General features: G+C 73.0%; 12 protein-coding genes, 1 tRNA gene and 1 pseudogene. 6 read left to right on the plus strand and 8 right to left on the minus strand.

Features of this window, described 5'->3' with window-relative positions:
* From ACIP60_RS33735 to ACIP60_RS33755, 5 genes and pseudogenes are all read left to right on the plus strand, one after another.
* Nucleotides 1-135: pseudogene (locus ACIP60_RS33735) on the plus strand (IS5/IS1182 family transposase); the annotation flags it as partial.
* A gap of 208 nt (nucleotides 136-343) precedes the next feature.
* On the plus strand, nucleotides 344-514 hold the full coding sequence (locus tag ACIP60_RS33740; protein WP_014137037.1) for a hypothetical protein: 171 nt from the start codon (nucleotides 344-346) through the stop codon (nucleotides 512-514).
* 58 nt (nucleotides 515-572) lie between these two features.
* On the plus strand, nucleotides 573-1,235 hold the full coding sequence (locus ACIP60_RS33745) for an aminodeoxychorismate/anthranilate synthase component II (protein ID WP_400692076.1): 663 nt from the start codon (nucleotides 573-575) through the stop codon (nucleotides 1,233-1,235).
* Nucleotides 1,236-1,240: 5 nt separating this feature from the next.
* Nucleotides 1,241-2,200, plus strand: coding sequence for a class E sortase (locus ACIP60_RS33750; protein WP_400692079.1), 960 nt, complete (start codon nucleotides 1,241-1,243; stop codon nucleotides 2,198-2,200).
* Between the two features lie 18 nt (nucleotides 2,201-2,218).
* Complete coding sequence (locus tag ACIP60_RS33755; protein WP_400692082.1) at nucleotides 2,219-2,953, plus strand: class E sortase; 735 nt, start codon at nucleotides 2,219-2,221, stop codon at nucleotides 2,951-2,953.
* 85 nt (nucleotides 2,954-3,038) lie between these two features.
* Here the strand turns inward: ACIP60_RS33755 and pknB are convergent, their stop codons facing one another.
* The 6 genes from pknB to ACIP60_RS33785 all read right to left on the minus strand — a co-directional run bounded on the left by pknB (nucleotide 3,039) and on the right by ACIP60_RS33785 (nucleotide 11,357).
* Nucleotides 3,039-5,072, minus strand: coding sequence for a Stk1 family PASTA domain-containing Ser/Thr kinase (gene pknB / locus ACIP60_RS33760; protein WP_400692084.1), 2,034 nt, complete (start codon nucleotides 5,070-5,072; stop codon nucleotides 3,039-3,041).
* A 318-nt stretch (nucleotides 5,073-5,390) separates the two neighbouring features.
* Entirely contained in the window at nucleotides 5,391-6,848 is a 1,458-nt protein-coding gene (locus ACIP60_RS33765) for a peptidoglycan D,D-transpeptidase FtsI family protein (RefSeq protein WP_400692087.1), read from the minus strand.
* A complete protein-coding gene (locus ACIP60_RS33770) occupies nucleotides 6,845-8,350 on the minus strand; it encodes an FtsW/RodA/SpoVE family cell cycle protein (RefSeq protein WP_400692089.1) in 1,506 nt (501 codons plus the stop codon). Before ACIP60_RS33770 ends, ACIP60_RS33765 begins: the two co-directional genes overlap by 4 nt.
* 34 nt (nucleotides 8,351-8,384) lie before the next feature.
* Nucleotides 8,385-9,896, minus strand: coding sequence for a protein phosphatase 2C domain-containing protein (locus ACIP60_RS33775; RefSeq protein ID WP_400692092.1), 1,512 nt, complete (start codon nucleotides 9,894-9,896; stop codon nucleotides 8,385-8,387).
* 45 nt (nucleotides 9,897-9,941) lie between these two features.
* Nucleotides 9,942-10,466: an FHA domain-containing protein gene (locus tag ACIP60_RS33780; RefSeq protein ID WP_400692095.1), complete on the minus strand. Its 525-nt coding sequence runs from the start codon at nucleotides 10,464-10,466 to the stop codon at nucleotides 9,942-9,944.
* Between the two features lie 12 nt (nucleotides 10,467-10,478).
* Complete coding sequence (locus tag ACIP60_RS33785; RefSeq protein ID WP_282206379.1) at nucleotides 10,479-11,357, minus strand: DUF3662 and FHA domain-containing protein; 879 nt, start codon at nucleotides 11,355-11,357, stop codon at nucleotides 10,479-10,481.
* Nucleotides 11,358-11,709: 352 nt separating this feature from the next.
* Between ACIP60_RS33785 and ACIP60_RS33790 the strand changes: the two genes are divergently transcribed.
* Nucleotides 11,710-11,793 (plus strand) — tRNA-Leu (locus ACIP60_RS33790).
* Nucleotides 11,794-11,919: 126 nt separating this feature from the next.
* Here the strand turns inward: ACIP60_RS33790 and ACIP60_RS33795 are convergent.
* Nucleotides 11,920-13,149 (minus strand): sensor histidine kinase, encoded by a 1,230-nt coding sequence (locus tag ACIP60_RS33795; protein ID WP_400692099.1) that lies wholly within the window; start codon nucleotides 13,147-13,149, stop codon nucleotides 11,920-11,922.
* Nucleotides 13,146-13,814, minus strand: coding sequence for a response regulator transcription factor (locus ACIP60_RS33800; RefSeq protein WP_282206381.1), 669 nt, complete (start codon nucleotides 13,812-13,814; stop codon nucleotides 13,146-13,148). Before ACIP60_RS33800 ends, ACIP60_RS33795 begins: the two co-directional genes overlap by 4 nt.
* Between the last annotated feature and the right edge of the window lie 13 nt (nucleotides 13,815-13,827).

Genomic DNA, 13,827 nt, shown 5'->3' on the forward strand with positions numbered 1-13,827 from the left:
GCCTGAAGCAGTTCCGTGCGATCGCAACCAGGTTCGACAAGCTCGCCAACCGCTACCGAGCCGGAATCGTCCTGGCGGCCCTGATCCTCTGGCTTCGCGAACCCGCTAGATGATCATTTGTCAGACAGGCTCTAGCGCCCGCCCGCGCGTCCGGACCCGGCCAGGGCCCGGACAGGACCCGCCGGGACCGGTGCGGACCCGGCCAGGACCTGACCGGAACCCGTTCAGGATCCGTCCGGAATCCGCCCCGGACCCGCCGCGACCGGCCCGTTGCGCGGATACCCTCCTGGGCCGGGCGGACGGGCGTCTACGCTTGTGCCGACCCGAAACACCGAGGAGCACCATGTACGGCTGGATCTGGCGGCATCTTCCGGGCCCCGCGCCGGTCCGTGCGCTGATCGCCCTGCTGCTCGTCCTCGGGGTGGTCTACGTCCTGTTCCAGTACGTCTTCCCGTGGGCCGAGCCGCTGCTCCCCTTCGGGAACGTGACGGTGGACCAGGGCGCCGGCGGCTGAGACCGGCACCGTTCCGACTCCGTCCGTCCCCCGACGCACCCGTACCCCAGGAGTAGCGATGACCCCCGCCGGCCGAGCGCCCCGGATCCTCGTGGTCGACAACTACGACAGCTTCGTGTTCAACATCGTCCAGTACCTGTACCAGCTGGGCGCGGTCTGCGAGGTGGTCCGCAACGACGGGCTGACCGTGGCCGACGCCCGGCCGCGGGCGGGCGAGGAGGGCTACGACGGGGTGCTGCTCTCCCCCGGGCCCGGCACGCCCGAGGAGGCCGGGGTGTGCGTGGAGATGGTGCACCACTGCGCCCGGACCGGGCTGCCGCTGTTCGGGGTCTGCCTGGGCCTGCAGTCGATCGCGGTGGCGCACGGCGCGGTGGTCGGGCGGGCGCCCGAGCTGCTGCACGGCAAGACCTCGCCGGTGCTGCACGAGGACGGCGGCGTGTTCGCGGGCCTGCCCTCGCCGCTGACCGCCACCCGCTACCACTCGCTGGCGGTCGACCCGGACACCGTGCCCGCCGAGCTGGTGGTCACCTCGCGCACCGACAGCGGCGTGATCATGGGTCTGCGGCACCGCGAACTCCCGATCGAGGGCGTCCAGTTCCACCCGGAGTCGGTGCTCACCGAGGGCGGCCACCGGATGCTCGCCAACTGGCTCGCCGAGTGCGGCTTCCCGGAGGCGGTGGGCCGCTCGGCCGGGCTCGCCCCGGTCATCGGCCGGAGCTGACGCCGGTGACCGCCGTGCGCCCGGAGGGGGGCGTCCCCGACGAGCTGGGGGAGCCGGAGGACTGGAGCGTCTACGAGACCCCGGCCGAGCAGACCCTGAAACTGCGGCTGCCGCCCGCCCCGGCGGCCGGGCCGGTGTCCCCGCCGCCCGGCGACCGGGCGGCCCGCCGCCGGGCCGCGGCCGGCCCGTCCGGCCTGCGCGCGCCGGGCACCGGGCGCCGCCGGGCCACCGGGCGGCCCGCCGGGCCGCGGCCGCCGCGCCCGAAGGAGCGCAAGCGGGTGGTGCTGGCCCGGCTGGTGGGGGAGCTGTTCATCACCCTCGGCGCGGTCATGCTGCTGTTCGTCTCGTACCAGCTGTGGTGGACCAACGTGCTGGCCGACCGGGACGCCGGGGCCGCCAGCAGCAAGCTGGAGCAGCAGTGGGCCCAGCAGCCGGCCGCCCCGACCGGCGGGGGCGCCGCCCCCGCCCCGCAGCCCACCGCCTTCCAGCCCGGGCAGGGCTTCGCCATCATCCACGTGCCGAAGCTGGGCCTGGACTACCCGGTCGCCGAGGGCACCGACAAGCAGAAGGTGCTCGACCACGGCCTGGTGGGCCACTACGCGGGCACCGCGATGCCGTCCGACCAGCAGGGCAACTTCGCGGTCGCCGCGCACCGCACCACGCACGGCCAGCCGTTCCGGAAGATCGGCCAACTGGTGCCGGGCGACAAGATCGTGGTGGAGACCGCGACCGCCTACTACACGTACGAGGTGGCCGGCGGCATCCCGGAGACCCCGCCGACCAACGTCACGGTGCTCCAGGCGGTCCCGAAGGGCTCGCCGTTCACCGGGCCGGGCCGCTACCTCACCATGACGACATGCACGCCGGAGTTCAGTGCCCGGGGAAGGCTGATCGTCTTTGGCAAGATGGTCGAGGAACGGCCGAGGAGCCAGGGCCAGCCGGAGGCGCTGACCGGGCGACACTGAGCAGCGAGGCGCGGCACCATGGGCACAGCCATGCGGGGCGGTCGTAGGCGGCGCGGACGGACGGCGGTGGCCCTGGGGCTGCTGGGGGAGCTGCTGATCACCCTGGGGCTGGTGCTGGCGCTGTTCGTCGGGTACTCGCTGTGGTGGACCGACGTGCTGGCCGACCGGACCGCCGGGCACGCGGGGGACCGGCTGCGGCAGACCTGGGGCGTCCCGGCCGCGCCCCCGGCGGACGGCGCGGCCGCCGCGCCGGTGCCGCGGTACGCGGCGGGGGACGGGGTGGGCTTCCTGCACGTGCCGGCCCTCGGCCGGGGCGACCAGACGCTGATCCGGATGGGCACCACCGCGGAGGTGCTCGACGAGGGCGTGGCCGGGGTGTACGAGGAGCCGTACCGCTCGGCGATGCCGTGGGACGCCGAGGGCAACTTCGCGCTGGCGGCGCACCGGGACGGGCACGGCGCCAGGTTCCACGACCTGGACAGGGTCGCGGTCGGCGACCCGGTGGTGGTGGAGACCAGGGACGCCTGGTACGTCTACCGGGTCGCCGGGACGCTGCCGCAGACCTCCAAGTACGACGTGGGCGTGGTGGCGCCCGTCCCCGAGGGCTCGCCGTTCACCGGCCCTGGCCGCTACCTGACGCTGACCACCTGCACGCCGGTGTACACCTCCCGCTACCGGATGGCGGTCTGGGCCCAGCTGGTCCGGGTCGACCCGGTGGACGCGCGGCGCACCCCGCCGCCCGAGCTGCGCTGACCGCCACCGGGCACCGGAACGGCCGAGGGGCCGCACCGTTCGCGCTGAACGGTGCGGCCCCTCGGTGTGGTCCCGGGCGCCGGTGCTACGGCTTCGGGTCGTTGGACTTGTCCGGTGCCTGCGTGAACAGGGTGACCTTGTCACCGGGGTTGAGCTGGGTGCCCGCCGGGACGTTGGTGTTGACCACGGTGCCGTTGGGGTCCTGCGAGCCGACCAGGGCGTAGCTCAGGCCGAGCTTGCCGAGCTGGGTGATGGCGTCGCTGACCTTGACGTTCTGCAGCGGCGGCATCGTCACCTTGTCGGCCTGCTTGCCCACCACGAGGGTCACCTGACCGCCCTGCTTGAGCTGGCCGTTCTTCGGGTTCTGGTCGAGGACCTGACCCACCTGGGTGCTGTCGGTGACGGCCTTGGTGGTCACCGTGGCGTTCAACTTGGCGTCGGTGAGGATCTGGGTGGCCTCGTCCTGGGCCTTGCCGACCACGTTCGGCACGGTGACCTTCTGCTGGCCGGAGGAGACCGTCAGGGTGACCGTGGCGCCCGGGGCGGCCTTGCCGGTGACGTCCTGCGAGACGACCTTGTCCTGGTCGATCTTGTCGTCGTTGGCGTAGGTGGTCTTGACGTCGAAGCCCTTGTCCTTGAGCGCCTTGGTCGCGGCGTCCTTGGCCTGGCCGGTGACGTCCGGCACGTCGACCTGGGCCGCGGCGGCGGCCAGGTGCACGGTGATCGTGCCGGTGGCGGACATCTGGCCGGCCGCGGCGGGCTCCTGGGTGCAGACCTGGTCCTTCTGGACCTTGGTGTCGGCGCAGGTGGCGGCCGGGTCGCCGACGACCACCTTGAGGGTGGCGTTCTGCGCCTTCGCCGCGTTCTCCGCGTCGGCCAGGCTCAGCCCGGCCAGGTTCGGGACGGTGGTCTTCCCGGCGGCCTTGTCGCCGGTCTTCACCATGGACTGCACCACGAAGAACGCGCCGACCAGGACCAGCACCGCCGCGACGGCCAGCACGATCCAGGAGGTGCTGCTCTTCTTCGGCTGCTCCTCGCGCCGCCGGCTGCCGCGGCCCTCGTAGCCGCCGTCGTCCCCGCCGCCGTAGCCGTTGTCCTGGTAGCCGCCGTACGGGGCGGGCTGCTGGTTGCCGACCGGCGGCAGCATGGTGGTCGGGCCGCCGCCCTGCTGGGGCAGCACGTTGGTCTGGCCGTACGGGTCGTACTGCCCACCGCCCTGGTCGTAGCCGTAGCCGGCCGCGCCCATGCCGTAGGCCGCCTGCTGGGCGGCGGCGACCGGCAGGCCGTCGAGGAAGCGCTCGATGTCGTCGCGCATCTCGTCGGCGGACTGGTAGCGGTAGTCGCGCTCCTTGGCCAGCGCCTTGAGCACGATCGCGTCGATCTCGGGGCGGACCTCGGGGTCGTACGAGGACGGCGGGGCGGGCTCCTCGCGGACGTGCTGGTAGGCCACCGCGACCGGCGAGTCGCCGACGAACGGCGGCCGGACGGTGAGCAGCTCGTACAGCAGGCAGCCGGTGGAGTACAGGTCGGAGCGGGCGTCGACGGTCTCGCCCTTGGCCTGCTCGGGGGAGAGGTACTGGGCGGTGCCGATGACCGCGGAGGTCTGGGTCATCGTCATGCCGGCGTCACCCATCGCGCGGGCGATGCCGAAGTCCATCACCTTGACGTTGCCCTGCCGGGTCAGCATCACGTTGGCGGGCTTGATGTCGCGGTGCACGATGCCGGCCCGGTGCGAGTACTCCAGGGCCTGGAGGATGCCGATGGTCATCTCCAGCGCCCGCTCGGGCAGCAGCCGCCGCCCGGTGTGCAGCAGTTCGCGCAGGGTGGAGCCCTCGACGTACTCCATCACGATGTACGGGATGGAGATCCCGTCGATGTAGTCCTCGCCGGTGTCGTAGACCGCGACGATGGCCGGGTGGTTGAGCGAGGCCGCGGACTGCGCCTCGCGGCGGAACCTGGCCTGGAAGGAGGGGTCGCGGGCCATGTCGGTGCGGAGGGTCTTCACGGCCACGGTGCGGCCGAGCCGGGTGTCGTGCCCGAGGTACACCTCGGCCATGCCACCGCGCCCGAGGACGCCGCCGAGTTCGTACCTGCCGCCTAGGCGACGAGGCTCTTCCATATCTCCGACCCTCTCCCCCACCGGCAGGTGAGGATGTGACGTAGGTGTCCCCGCACGCTCTCTTCGGACGCGGCGGCCGCCGCCGCGGTTGCACGGCTCCGGCCACGGTCTCCGGCCGCGGGTACACCCGCTGCTGGCGGATACGCTACCGGGCCGACCTGGGCGGGCCCGCGCGGACCGTCAGCTGAGACCGGACCGATATCGACCAGGACCGTCCCATTGTGACAATTCCGGCCGCCGATCGAGGACCGGCGGCCGGAATGTGACGCATGCGACCGGGCCGCTCCGCAGCCCGCTTCCCGGGCCCGGTCGCCGGGCCTACTTGCCGAGGGCCGCCTGCATCATCGACTTGGCGATCGGCGCGGCCAGCGAGCCGCCGGAGATCTCCGAGCTCTGCGCCGCGCCGTCCTCGACCACCACCGCGACCGCGACCTGCTTGCCGGCGGAGTCCTTCGCGTAGGAGACGAACCAGGCGAACGGCTTGCCCGCGTTGTCCTGGCCGTGCTGCGCGGTGCCGGTCTTGCCGCCGACCGTCACGCCCGGGATGGCCGCCTTCCTGCCGGTGCCGTTCTTCACCACGCCCTCCATCAGCTGCTGGAGCTTCTGCGCGGTGTCCGGCGAGACGGCCTGGCTCAGCTGGTGCTCGGAGTGGGTGGAGATGGCGTGGCCCGCCGAGCCCTCCTGGGCGACCAGGTAGGGCTGCATCAGCGAGCCGTTGTTGGCGATCGCCGCGGCCACCATGGCCATCTGCAGCGGGGTGGCCCGGGTGTCGTGCTGGCCGATGGCGTCCATCGCGGTGCCGTCGGGGGAGGAGCCGCTGGGGTAGTAGCTGGCGGCGGCCCGGACCGGGACGTCCAGCTTGTCGTTGTTGAAGCCGAACTTCTCGGCCTGCGAGCGCAGCGCGTCCTTGCCGAGCTCGGCGCCGATCTTGCCGAACACCGTGTTGCACGAGATGGCCATCGCCGAGGCGAGGGTGGCGTTCGTGCAGGGCTCGTCGGGGCTGTCGTTGACCAGCGGGGTGCTGGTGCCCGGCAGGATGTACGTCTCCGGGGTGTCGGTGGTGTCCGTGGGGTTCTTGAACTTGCCGGTCTCGAACGCGGTCGCCGCGGTGACCAGCTTGAACGTCGAGCCGGGCGGGTAGGTCTGGCGCAGCGCCCGGTTCAGCATCGGCTGGTTCGGGTCGTTCTGCAGCGCCGTCCAGGCCGCGGAGTCGCTGTCGCCGCCGCCCGCGAAGGTGCCCGGGTCGTAGGACGGGGTGGAGACCAGCGCCAGGATCGCCCCGGTGCGCGGGTCGATCGCCACCGCGGCGCCCTTGCGGTTGCCCAGGCCCTCGAAGCCGGCCTTCTGCACCTTCGGGTCGATGGTGGTGACCACGTCGCCGCCCTGCTTGGGCTTGCCGGTCAGCATGTCCAGGGTGTTGCGGAAGAACAGCCGGGAGTCGGTGCCGGAGAGCACCGGGTCCTCCAGCTTCTCCAGCTGGCTGGAGTCGAAGATCTGCGAGGAGTAGCCGGTGACCGGCGCGTACATCGGCCCGTCCACCCAGGAGCGCTTGTACTTGTAGCGCAGGCCGTTGACGAAGTCGGACTTGGTGACGGGCTGGCCGGCGACGATGATGTTGCCGCGCGGGTAGGCGTACCGGTCGTACTTCACCCGGTCGTTGTGCGAGTTGCTCGCCCAGGCCGAGGCCTGCACGCCCTGCACCCAGTTGACCCGGACCATCAGCGCCAGCACCAGGACCAGGCAGAAGATCGACACCCGGCGGATCGGCTTGTTCACGAGGACGCTCCCCTGCTCTGGTCCGGCGCGCCGTACCCGGGCGGCCCGTACCGGTCGGGACCGGCCGGCTCCGGGATCGCCGGGGCCGGCTCGGCGGTCGGTTCGGCGGCCGGGCGGCGGGCGGTGTCGCTGATCTTCATCAGGATGGCGATCAGCGCCCAGTTGGCCACCACCGAGGAACCGCCCTGGGCCAGGAACGGCATGGTCATGCCGGTCAGCGGGATCAGGCCGGTGACGCCGCCCGCGACCACGAACACCTGGAGCGCGAACGCCGAGCTCAGGCCGACCGCGAGCAGCTTGCCGAACGGGTCGCGGGCGGCCAGCGCGGTGCGCAGGCCGCGCTGCACCACCAGGCCGTACACCAGGAAGATCGCCATCAGGCCGGTCAGGCCCAGCTCCTCGCCGAACGAGCCGAGGATGAAGTCGCTCTTCGCCGCGAACTGGATCAGCCAGCTGCGGCCCTGCCCCAGGCCGGTGCCGATGGTGCCGCCGGAGCCCAGCGACATCAGGGTCTGGCCGATCTGCTCCGAGGACTGCTTGGGCGGGTGCGGCCCGAACGCCGCCATCGGGTCCAGCCAGGCGTTGATCCGGGTCTTCACGTGCGGCTCGCTGGTGGCCACCACGGCGGCGCCGCCGAAGGACATCAGCAGACCGAAGACGATCCAGCTGGTCCGCTCGGTGGCCACGTACAGCATCACCACGAACAGGCCGAAGAACAGGAAGGACGAGCCGAGGTCGGTCTCGAACACCAGGATCAGGATCGACAGCAGCCAGACCACCACGATCGGCCCGAGGTCGCGGCCGCGCGGCAGGTACAGGCCCATGAACTTGCGGCTGGCCAGCGCCAGGGCGTCCTTCTTCACCATCAGGAAGCCGGCGAAGAAGACGGTCAGGATGATCTTGGCGAACTCGCCGGGCTGGATCGAGAAGGACCCGAAGCGGATCCAGATCTTCGCGCCGAAGTTCGCGTCCTGGGACGGGAAGAAGGCCGGCGCGGCCAGCAGCACCAGCGCCACCACCATCGAGATGTAGGTGTAGCGCTGCAGGATCCGGTGGTCCTTGAGCAGCCACATCACGCCGATGAACAGCGTGATGCCCAGGCCCGACCACATCAGCTGGTTGGTGGTCGCCGGGTAGTTGTCGTGCAGCAGGTCGCCGGCCTTGTCGAGCCGCCAGATCATCACCAGGCCGAGCCCGTTGAGCAGCGTCGCCAGCGGCAGCAGCAGCGGGTCGGCGTACGGGGCGAAGCGGCGCACCGCCAGGTGCGCGAGGCCGGCCAGCACGCCCAGGCCCAGGCCGTAGGCCAGGATGTTGGCGGGCAGCGTGCCGTCCATCGCCAGGCCCACGTTGGCGTACCCGAAGACCGGGACGGCCACCGCGAAGGCCAGCATCAGCAGCTCGGTGTTGCGCCGGTTCGGCACGGTGTCCGGGGTGCCGCGGCCGGTGGCGCGGCGGCGCCCGGTGGCGGGCGTGCGGCCGCCGCTCACGTCGAAGGTGCTCATGCCTGTGTGAAACCCCCCGGGTTCGCCCGCGGCCCTACCGGGCCGGGCAGGACGCGGCGAGCTGCTGCTCCTGTTCGGTCAGCGGCGGCGCGGACGGCTCGGTGCCCTCCCCGGTGGCCGGGGCGGTCGTGGACTCGGCGACCTTCTTGCAGACGGCGGCCTGCGCGCGCAGCGCGTCGACCTGCTTCCGGGCGTCGGCCAGGCCGTCGGCCTGGATCTTCTTGGCCACCTGGTCCTGCTGGTAGGCGGGCAGGTACTTGAGTTCGACGTCGGTGAACGGCTGGTAGACCGAGCTGAGCTCGATGCCGGCCAGGTTCTGGTCGAGGCCGCGGTAGACCGCGACGTGGCCGTCCTGGACGCCGACGTAGTACTGGTCCTGGCTCCACTGCCAGGCGAAGAACCCGCCGGCGCCGAGCACCGCGAGCACCAGCACGCCGATCAGGGTCAGCTTCAGGCCGCGCTTCTTCTTCCGGTGCTCGGCCGGGGCGTCCTGGTCGAACTCCTCGCCGGGCGCGCCGTAGCCGCCCTCGCCGGCCGGGAAGCCGGCCCGGGTGAAGTCGTCCGCCGGGGCGCCGTAGCCCTCCGGGGGGCCGAAGTCGCCCGCGGGGGCGCCGTAGCCGGGCTGCTGCTGCTCGTAGCCGCCCTGGTAGCCCTGGGCCGGGCCGAAGGCGCCCTGCGGGGCCGGGCCGCGGCCGAGGCCGGCGGCCCGGCCGGCCGGGGTGTCCAGCAGCTGCGGGTCGTTGTAGTGGTGCGGCTGGTTCTCGGCGACCGCGCCGACCACCACCGGGGCCTCGGCGGCCCGGCCGCTGAGCTGGTCGGTGGCGCCGACGTCGATCACGTCGGCGACGATGCAGGTGATGTTGTCCGGGCCACCGCCGCGCAGCGCCAGCTGGATCAGCTCCTGGACGGTCTGCTCGGGCGCGTAGTAGCTGCCGAGCGTCTCCTCCAGGGTCTGGTGGCTGACCGGGCCGGACAGGCCGTCGGAGCAGATCAGGTACCGGTCGCCGGCCCGGACCTCGCGGATCGACAGGTCGGGCTCGACCTGGCCGCGGCCGTCCAGGGCGCGCATCAGCAGCGAGCGCTGCGGGTGGGTCTCGGCCTCCTCGGCGGTGATCCGGCCCTCGTCGACCAGCCGCTGCACCCAGGTGTGATCCTGGGTGATCTGGTCGAGCCGGCCGTCGCGCAGCAGGTAGGCCCGGGAGTCGCCGATGTGCACCTGGCCCATCCGCTGGCCGTCCCAGAGCAGCGCGGTGAGGGTGCAGCCCATGCCCTCCAGCTGCGGGTCCTGCTCGACCATCTGCCGCAGCCGCTCGTTGGCGGTCTGCACCGCCTCGTTGAGCAGGCTCAGCAGGTCGGCGCCGGGGTGCGGCTCGTCGAGCCGGACGATCGAGCCGAGGACCTCGGAGGAGGCGACCTCGCCGGCCGCCGCTCCGCCCATGCCGTCGGCCACCGCGAGCAGCCGGGGCCCGGCGTAGCCGGAGTCCTCGTTCCCTTCACGGATCAGGCCCTTGTGCGAGCCGGCGGCGAAGCGCAGCACGAGACTCATGCTGTCCGGGCCCTCCTTCGGGTGGAGCTGGTCCTCATGCGCTGACTACTTCCGCAGCTCGATGACGGTCCTGCCGATTCGGATCGGCACGCCGATCTGGAGCGGCGTCGGCGTGGTGAGCCGCTGCCGGTCGAGATAGGTGCCGTTGGTGGAGCCTAGATCCTCCACCGTCCACTGCCCAGCCTGATCGGGGTAGATCCTGGCATGGCGGGAGGAGGCGTAGTCGTCGTCCAGGACGATGGTGGAGTCGTGCGCCCGGCCCAGCGTGACGGTCTGGCCCTGCAGGGCGACGGTCGTCCCGGCCAGCGACCCCTGGGTCACCACCAGGTGGGTGGGCTGGCCGCGGCGCTGCCGGGCCTGCGCCTGCTGGGCGGCCGGGGCGGGCTGCCCCTGCGGCCCGCGGCCCGCCCCGGCCTGGGCCGGCGCGGGGGCGGGGGAGCGCTGGGCGGTGCGCGCGGCGCCCTTGGTGTTGAACAGGTCGCTGCGGATCACCTGCACCGCGACGATGACGAACAGCCAGAGGACGGCGAGGAAGCCCAGCCGCATGACCGTCAGGGTCAGATCAGACATACCGGCCCGCTTCTACCCTTCGACCTGTCGGTAGACGATGGTGGTCGACCCCAGGACGATCCGGGAGCCGTCGCGGAGCGTAGCGCGCTGGGTGTGCTGCCCGTCCACCACGATGCCGTTGGTGGAACCCAGGTCCAGGACCATCGCGGGCGTACCGGGGCGGATCTCCGCGTGCTTGCGGGACACCCCGGGGTCGTCGATCCGGATGTCCGCCTCGGTGGAGCGCCCGAGCACCACCGCGTTCTGGCTGATCTGGTGCCGGGCGCCGTTCACCTCGATCCAGCGCCGGGTGCCGGCGCCGCCGTGGCCCGCGCCGGGGAAGGGCCGGACGTTCCCGGCCGACGGGGCGGCGGACGCCGCGGGCGGCATCGCGGGCGGCGCGGGGGGCGGCGGCGGGGCGCCGTAGGGCGCGGCGGACGCGCCCTGGTGCCAGGGCGCGCCGGGCGCGGGCGGCGTCGGCGGACGGCCGTACCCGGGCTGGGCGGCGGACGGCGGGGCCGGAGCCCGCTGGGGCTCCTCGGCGGCCAGCGTGCGGCTGCGCACCCGGTACAGGCCGGTGTCCAGGTCGTCGGCCTTCTCCAGGGCGACCTGGAGCGGCCCCATGAAGCTGTACCGCTGGGCCTCCGCGTACTCGCGGACCATCCCGGCCAGCTCGGTGCCGAGCTGGGTGGCGTAGGGGCTGAGCCGCTCGTGGTCGTGCGGGCTGAGCTCGACGATGAAGTCGTTCGGGACGACCGTGCGGTCCCGGTTCCAGATGGTGGCGTTGTTGTCGCACTCGCGCTGCAGGGCACCGGCGATCTCCACCGGCTGGACCTCGGACTTGAACACCTTCGCGAAGGTGCCGTTCACGAGACCTTCGAGTCGCTGCTCGAACTTCTTCAGGACTCCCACGGGGCACCCCCTCTCAGGGCGTCGGACGGGCCGGTTCGTCGGCTGGAAAGCGGTACTTCCGTACTGATCGTATCCACGCCCGGCCCTTCCGTACGGTTCCCCGGCTAGGTCGCGCCCGGAGGGGTACCCGCCGGACGGCCCGCTCACGCGTTCGTCCGGCCTCCGGTTGCGGGCCGGGCGGGCCCGTGCGGGGGGCCGGGCGGAATGGATTCGCAGGTGCGGCGTGGGGCGTGCTAATGTTTTCCATGTCGGAAGGGGCGCCCGAGAGGGAGCCGAACGGAAGACCCCGAGAGATGCGGTAAGCTTCTCGACAGGTCGGAAGAAGCGGTAAGCAACTGAAGACAACACCCATGCGCGGGTGGCGGAATAGGCAGACGCGCTGGATTCAGGTTCCAGTGCCCGAAAGGGCGTGGGGGTTCAACTCCCCCCTCGCGCACAGTGAAGCCCCGCAGGTCCACGGACCTGCGGGGCTTTCTCGTTCTCCGGTGGTGACGGCCCGGAACGGTTCTCACGGCTCCCGCGGTTCTCACGGCTTCCGAGGTTTTCGTGGCTCCCGCGGTTCTCAGGGGGCGGGCAGCACGGCGTGCAGGGCGTAGCCGCCGTCGGGGGTGGCGGCGGCGGTGAAGGTGCCGCCGAGCAGGGCGGCGCGTTCGCGCAGGCCGATCAGGCCGTGGCCGCCGCCGGGCAGCGGGGCGTCCTGGCCGGTGCCGGTCGGGCGCAGCGGCGGGGGGCCGTTGCGGACCTCGACGTGCAGCCGGCCGCCGCGGGCGGTGACCCGGACGGTGACCGGGGCGCCGGGGGCGTGCTTGCTGATGTTGGTGAGGCCCTCCTGGACGGTGCGGTAGGCGGCCCGTTCGACGGCCTCGGGCCAGTTCCGGCGGCCCGGGTCGAGGCGGCTGGTGACGGCCAGGCCGCTGCCCCCGATCAGCCGGGGCAGGTCGGCCAGGGTGGGCTGCGGGGCGAGCGGGGTGCCGGGGCCGCCGGCGGCGCGCAGCACGCCGACCATCTGCCGGAGTTCGTCGAGGGTGCGGACCGAGAGTTCGCGGATGGTGCGGGCGCCGTCCCGGGCGGCCGGGTCGGTGCTGGAGACCTGGAGCGCCCCGGCCTGGATCGAGATCAGGCTGACCTGGTGGGAGACCACGTCGTGCATCTCGCGGGCGAGCCGGGCGCGTTCGGCGGTCAGCACCTGCTCGGCGAGCAGCCGGCTCTCGCGCTGCCGGCCGGCGGTGAGCTCGGTGACCCGCTCGGCGAGTTCGCCGCGGGTGCGGGCGAGCATGCCGAGGGCGGCCGGTCCGGCGCCGAGCATCACCGACTGGATGCCGTACAGCGCGTTGTCCCGGCTGAGTTCGAACAGACCGGGGTCGAAGGGCCAGTGGAAGAACTCGACCAGGGCGAAGGCGGTGGCGCAGGCGACCGGGACGCCGGGCCGGGGGCGGGCGGCGGCGACCGCGTAGACGGCGGTCAGCGGGGCCAGCCAGATCTCGTTGAAGAACGCGCCGGGCAGGGTGAGCAGGGCCACCGTGAGCGGGAGGCGGCGGCGGGCCAGCAGGGCGGCCACCGACAGCGCGGAGAGGGCCAGCTGCCAGGGCGCGGAGCCCTTGGCGACCAGCGCGGAGTCCATCGCGGCGAGCAGCACCGGGGCCAGCAGGGTGGTGCGCGGGGAGCACAGCCAGGCCCGCGCGCGGGCCCGGAGCGGGCGGCGCGGCCCGGCGGGCTCCGGGGGCGTCGGGGGCTCTGCGGTCCCGGGGGGTTCCGGGCGGTGTCCGGGGGCCGCGGCGGCCGCGGCGCTCACTCCCCGTCCCGCCGCTCGCGGACCAGCCCGGCGCGGTGGGCGATGACGGCGGCCTGGACCCGGTTGGCGGCGCCGAGCTTGGCCAGGATGGCGCTGATGTGGTCCTTGACGGTGCCGGTGCCCAGGAACAGCCGGTCGGCTATCTCGGCGTTGGACAGGCCCTCGCCGAGCAGCGCCAGGACGTCGAGCTCGCGGCCGGTGAGCCGGCCGGTGAGGTCGGCGGCGGCGGTGTCGGGGCCGCCGCCCTCGACGTAGCCGCTGATCACGGTGCGGGCGACGGTCGGGGAGAGCACGCTGCCGCCGGCCGCGAGCACCCGGACGGCGTGCACCAGCTGCTCGGGGGCGGTGTCCTTGAGCAGGAACCCGGCCGCCCCGGCCCGCAGCGCGGTGCCGATGTGCTCGTCGGTGTCGAAGGTGGTGAGCATGGCGACGGCGGGCGGGTCGGGCAGCGCGCGCAGCCGGCGCAGCACGCTGATGCCGTCCAGGTCGGGCATCCGGACGTCGAGCAGGACGACCCGGGGGGCGAGTTCGCGGGCCAGCTGCTCGGCCTGGCCGCCGGAGCAGGCGCCGACCACCTCCAGGTCGGGTGCGGTGCCGACGATCAGGCCGAGCCCGGAGCGGACCAGCACCTCGTCGTCCACGATCAGGACCCGGGTCGGCGGCATGTCTCTCCCTGTC

The organism is Kitasatospora sp. NPDC088783 (assembly GCF_044750705.1).
GTDB lineage: Bacteria > Actinomycetota > Actinomycetes > Streptomycetales > Streptomycetaceae > Kitasatospora > Kitasatospora fiedleri.